We start from the raw sequence: 5051 nt of genomic DNA on the forward strand, positions 1-5051 counted from the left end.
CGCCTGCGCCAGCACGCCGACCTCGTCCCCGAGCACGTCCGCTCCAAGGCCCTGATCGTTCCGCCGCCCGCACCCAGGCGTCGCGGTCGTCCACCCGGAAAGGCTGCCTCCAATCACACGGCCGGCTGATCACCGATCCGCACCGAACCCGCCGGCCAGGGAATTTTGAAAGCCCACAATTGCGGAGACTTCGGTGCCCGTTGACAAGGTTCTGCAATCGGATGCGCGCATCGACTTGCTGGTCACGGACGTAGGTCTGCCGGGCGGCATGAACGGTCGTCAGATGGCTGACGCCGCGCGGGGTGGTCGCCCCGACCTAAAGGTGCTGTTCATTACCGGCTACGCGGAGAATGCCATTCTGGGGAATGGGCATCTCGCACCCGGCATGGCGGTGCTGACCAAGCCGTTCGCCATTGAGACGATGACAGCGCGCATCCGCTCAATGATCGAGGGCAGCAAGGAGCGAGCGCGGCACTCCTAGACCTGCCTCTGCTTTGGACGAGAGGCACAAAGTCCGCTTCGCGGCGAAAGGCCAGGGTCCGCTCACCATCCTCAGCAGCCCTTCGTACGGTCAAGCTGATTGCGTATCGATCTCGGGTGCAAAATCCCGCCGAGGTCTCTGCCCACCAAACGATCGTCAGAACGTCCAGCATGCACCCGTCCGGATGGACGCGTGCCGGGGCTCGACGATCTGCCAAGCGACGCCGGCGACGTTCCTGCGAAGGCCTGCCGATCCGGAGTCAAGTTCCGTGCCGGCAGCAGTCGTCACCGTCGGACGATATCGGTCCCGAACACCCGACGTGGTGGCGCCATGATCGATGACGCGGAGCCAACGATCAAGAAATGTCCCAACGAGCATCAGACGGGAAAGTCACCTGATGGGGTCGGAGGCGCGGCCCCCCTTGAGGTCGAGCAAACCCGCGGCGTCGTAATTGCAGGACGACAGGAGCCAGTGAGCGGTGCAGCCGTGCGTGCCGGCATATCGGTAGAGCCTGCTCGTACACTCGATACTCCGGTAACCGATCGATTGCAGGGCATCCTCGGCCTGCGCCCGATCCTCGACCGTGCAGATGGGATCGCCGAAGCCGTCGATCACGCTGAACACGTCCGCCTCGTGGACGATGCGGGCGCGCCCGACGGCCCGTCCGCGGGCCGCGTCCACGTCAACCTCCTCGGCCTTGGCGAGCACGTACCCACCCTCCACGGTCTCGGCTAGGTAGACCTTGGCGGTCTCGTCGATAACACCCAGGAAATAGCGAACACTCATGACTTAGCACTCACGCTTAAAAAGGATATTCGACTTCCGTAGACATATCTCAATCGATATAAACGTCGCATCATTACAGCATGTCAGCCACAAACACGATCATCTCGTGTTCGCGACCTTCATCGAGCGACATCATGGACGGGTCTGCGGAATGGCATCTCCGTTACCCGGAAAGATCCCGCGCGGGCCTACGTCCGGGCCGCGGCCGCCTTCGAGCCATTCCGGTCCCTCCGCATCGCATCCCCGGCCCACGGCCAGCATTCGGGCAAACAAAGGTCCGAGGAGTGCGTCCGCCCAGTCATTTGGCAGCGACATGTACAGACCCGGCCGCCGCACCATCCCGCAGTAGAAGCGACCGCCCTCGAACTCCAGCGCCGGGCACGGCCCGGCGAGTTCGGGGGAGATGTATTCGAGGGCGAGCTTGCATGGCTCGGCGGCACAGCAATAGCCACAGCCGTTACAGGTCTGGCCAAAGGGCGGCTTCGGCGGGGCCTGATCCGGACTGACGAGGTTCGACATGAGGCACCTGAGGGAGCGGAAGCCGGGCAGACGGCGGAACCCGCGACCTGAAGATCAGCGGATGCAGGCTGAGGATAGCGATTCGTTCAGAGCCGCAAAGGGGAGGGGACGGCCGCTCCGCCGAAGCCCGTATGCCCGATCTTCGAGGGTCCGCCTCCAGGACCAATGCAGCCTACCGTAGGCGCCTGGCTTGATGCCCCCCACCATGCCTGCGTGAAAACGCCGACGCGGGGATCGCGGCCGGAAGATCGTCCGCTGATCCGACGAGATCGGCCTGTTCGAGGCCGGACCGCAGCCAGCGAGGCGGCTTCGATCCGACCTTCGTGGAAGATTCTCGCAGGGCGGCGTGATTGGCAAGCGTTGCCGAACTCGTCACGGCCCGTGAAGCGCGGCAGTAAACTGCAGACAGGACGATGACGGATCGCCCTTCTGCTCACGCGCAATCCGCTCGGCACTTTCGCGATGCGCCGCTTACCCCGAAGTACGACGGAAGCGCCGCGCCAAGCCTGCCTCTACTTGAGGATCGGCTCTCCGCGAGGTGAGTGGCCAGCGCAAGCACTTCCAAGCGGTTCGCAAAGGCGCACGGTGCCCCCGGTGCCCCGTGCGTCCCTGGCCAGCGTACGTGGCTATGGCACATGCGCAGGCACTGCATTAGCCCGCGCCCGTCGGAAGGAGGCGGGCGAGCGCTCCCGTCGTCCAGGCAGTGCAGCGTGATGCGTTACGAGGTCGAGCGAAAGTTCCTGGTCGCCCATGCGGGCTGGCGTGACGGCGTCACGAGCAAGCGCCGGCTCACGGACGGTCTCATCGGGCAATTCGCCTCAGCAAAGGTAAGGGTGCGGCTCGACGAAGAGCGAGCTTGGCTCGCGGTGAAGGGCGGGCGCGCCGGCTTGGCGCGGCCCGAGTTCGAGTACGAGATCCCACGGGCTGACGGCGAAGCGATGCTGGGCCTCGTCTGCGAGGCTTGTCTGATCGAGAAGACACGCCACTGCGTGCCCTATGCCGGCTTGACTTGGGAGGTCGATGTTTACGACGGCACGCTCTCCGGCATGATCTTGGCCGAGGTCGAATTGAAGCACGAGGCACAAGCCATCGAGTTGCCGCCGTGGCTCGGACAGGAGGTCACCGGGGATCCGCGCTTCCGCCAGTCGGCCATGCTGCGCCTATCGCAGGAGGCGGGCCGCACGGTCACTCTGGCGGAGGTGTTAGCTGCGCGCCCGTGACGATGCCGTCATACGGCCCCGGCTTCAGCCAGACTGCGGCTTGGCGGTGCATGGAGGAACTCGTCCTCAGAGCTCGCGTGATCGAAGCGACAGAGGCAGGGCGCGTGCCCGCCGTCGTGGAGGCTCTCGAAGCGTCCTAGGCCGACCCGGCCGGAACCTGGGCAGCTCTCCGGGACGTGCTGCGACCCGTAACAGGACAGTGCTGCACGGATTAACCGCAGTCCGACCCCGACGGCCGAGGTCACGACAGGACTCCGAAAGCCGCGGAATCGCTGAGCACGGCCTGAGGATAAACGCATGGCAGCCGTGAGGTGATGGCTGCCCTTGAAGGTGCGCCACGAGGCATTCGAGGCTATCCCATCCAGGGCGAAGGCTATTGCGCCGGCTCACTGTAAGGAAAACATTTCCCTTCGCCTTGGGATTAAGTTGCAATGCTGCAACAGCTGTCCGCACATCGTCCATGTGACGATTTCAAGACAATTATCTTTGTTGCCCGTACGGCAACGCTTGACCATGGTGCCGCTGCGGATGGGCAAGCCCGCCGCGAGCTTGGTCGACCCCATCGCGGGAACGGTCCTAGCACCGGGGGATAAGGACAAGCTGGGCCTCGCACCTGAAGGTGAGCGCTCCACCGAAACATGTCCGATCTCACGGGTCTCGAAACTTCTGGAGAGTTCATCATGAAGCTCGTGAAGAGCCTTCTCCTTGGATCGGCAGCGGGGCTGACCATCGTGGGTGGGGCTCAGGCCGCCGACCTGCCGGTGAAGAAGGCCGCTCCGATCGAGTACGTCCGGGTCTGCACCGCTTACGGCGCCGGCTTCTTCTACATCCCCGGCACGGACACCTGCCTGCGCGTCTCCGGCCGCGCCCGCGCCGAGTACGGCTACATCGGCAGCGACAACCGTCGCGTCACCGGCGGTGGCGACCTCTCGGGCTTCGTCGGTCTCGCCCGCTTCGCCTTCGACGCCCGCACCCAGACCGGTTACGGCACCCTGCGCGCCTTCCTGCGTCTCGACGCGGCGAGCCGCACCGGTCACACCAAGACATCCTCCGGCACGAACCTGCGCGGCGGCTACGCCTTCTCCGGCACCGGCCAGGACGCCTTCGGCCGTATCCAGAACTTCATCAACGTCGACAAGGCGTTCATCCAGTTCGCCGGCCTGACCGCCGGTCGCGCCTCCTCGTTCTACGACTTCTACGCCGCCGACTACGAGATCATCGGCTCCTCGCTCGGCTCCAACATGCCGTCGACCAACCTGCTCGCCTATACCCAGAAGTTCGGCGACGGTTTCACCGCCACGATCTCGATGGAAGACCCGAACTACCGCAAGAACCCGCTCTTCACGAACGCGGTCCCTGCCGCGGGCGCCGCCGCCGGCACGGGTGCTCTCTCGACGGTGCTCACCACCGCGCCGACCCCGATCATCCTCGGCACCGACGCCCTGGGCAACGCCACCTCGGTCGCCTTCATCGACGCCGTGCAGCGCTCGCGCCTGCCCGACTTCGTCGGCTCGCTGCGCTACGACGCTCCGTGGGGTTCGGCTCAGCTCTCCGCCGCCGTGCGTGAGATCAACGTGGGCGGCTTCATCTCGTCCGTCGGCGTCCCCGGCGGCAGCGCTGCCAACGCCCAGGCTCTCCTGGCGGCTCGCGGCCTCGGCGACGGCGTGCAGACCGAGTACGGCTGGGCGGTCCAGGGTGGCGTGAAGTTCAACCTGCCCTTCATCGCTCCGGGTGACGGCATCTACCTCCAGGGTTCGTACGGCGAGGGCACCTCGTTCTACACCGGCATCAACCGCTTCACCGCCGGCTACCTTGCCAACGCTTCGGTCTACGCCGGCAACCCGTTCAACCAGTACCTCGCCGACGCGGTCGTGAACCCGCTGTCGGGCCGGATCGAGCTGTCCAGCAGCTTCACCGCGGTGGCCTCGTACCTCTGACGTCCCCCCATCGCTTTGGTCCGGCGTGAGTGCGAGTTTTCCGGTTGTGTGAGCCCCTGAGGGGAGGAGCAGAGCCGTGAAGAAGAGCAGGTTCACCGAAGAGCAGAT

The 5051-nt window shown here is 65.2% G+C and carries 3 protein-coding genes and 3 pseudogenes; 4 read left to right on the forward strand and 2 right to left on the reverse strand.

Annotated elements, in window-relative coordinates:
* Nucleotides 1-129, forward strand: a pseudogene (locus MFF24_RS28390) (AAA family ATPase); the annotation flags it as partial.
* 76 nt (nucleotides 130-205) lie between these two features.
* Nucleotides 206-481: pseudogene (locus MFF24_RS28395) on the forward strand (response regulator); the annotation flags it as partial.
* A 390-nt stretch (nucleotides 482-871) separates the two neighbouring features.
* Here MFF24_RS28395 and MFF24_RS28400 read toward each other — a convergent pair.
* Both MFF24_RS28400 and MFF24_RS28405 read right to left on the reverse strand, forming a co-directional pair.
* Entirely contained in the window at nucleotides 872-1267 is a 396-nt protein-coding gene (locus tag MFF24_RS28400; RefSeq protein WP_238229185.1) for a hypothetical protein, read from the reverse strand.
* Between the two features lie 132 nt (nucleotides 1268-1399).
* Entirely contained in the window at nucleotides 1400-1786 is a 387-nt protein-coding gene (locus tag MFF24_RS28405; protein WP_238229186.1) for a hypothetical protein, read from the reverse strand.
* A 713-nt stretch (nucleotides 1787-2499) separates the two neighbouring features.
* On the opposite strand from MFF24_RS28405, the gene MFF24_RS28410 reads away from it, so the two are divergent.
* Nucleotides 2500-3006 carry a CYTH domain-containing protein gene (locus tag MFF24_RS28410; RefSeq protein WP_238229187.1) on the forward strand — a complete coding sequence of 169 codons (507 nt, stop codon included), beginning with the start codon at nucleotides 2500-2502 and terminating at the stop codon, nucleotides 3004-3006.
* Between the two features lie 680 nt (nucleotides 3007-3686).
* Nucleotides 3687-4940, forward strand: a pseudogene (locus tag MFF24_RS28415) (porin); the annotation flags it as partial.
* Between the last annotated feature and the right edge of the window lie 111 nt (nucleotides 4941-5051).

This window comes from Methylorubrum aminovorans (assembly GCF_022179725.1).
GTDB lineage: Bacteria > Pseudomonadota > Alphaproteobacteria > Rhizobiales > Beijerinckiaceae > Methylobacterium > Methylobacterium aminovorans.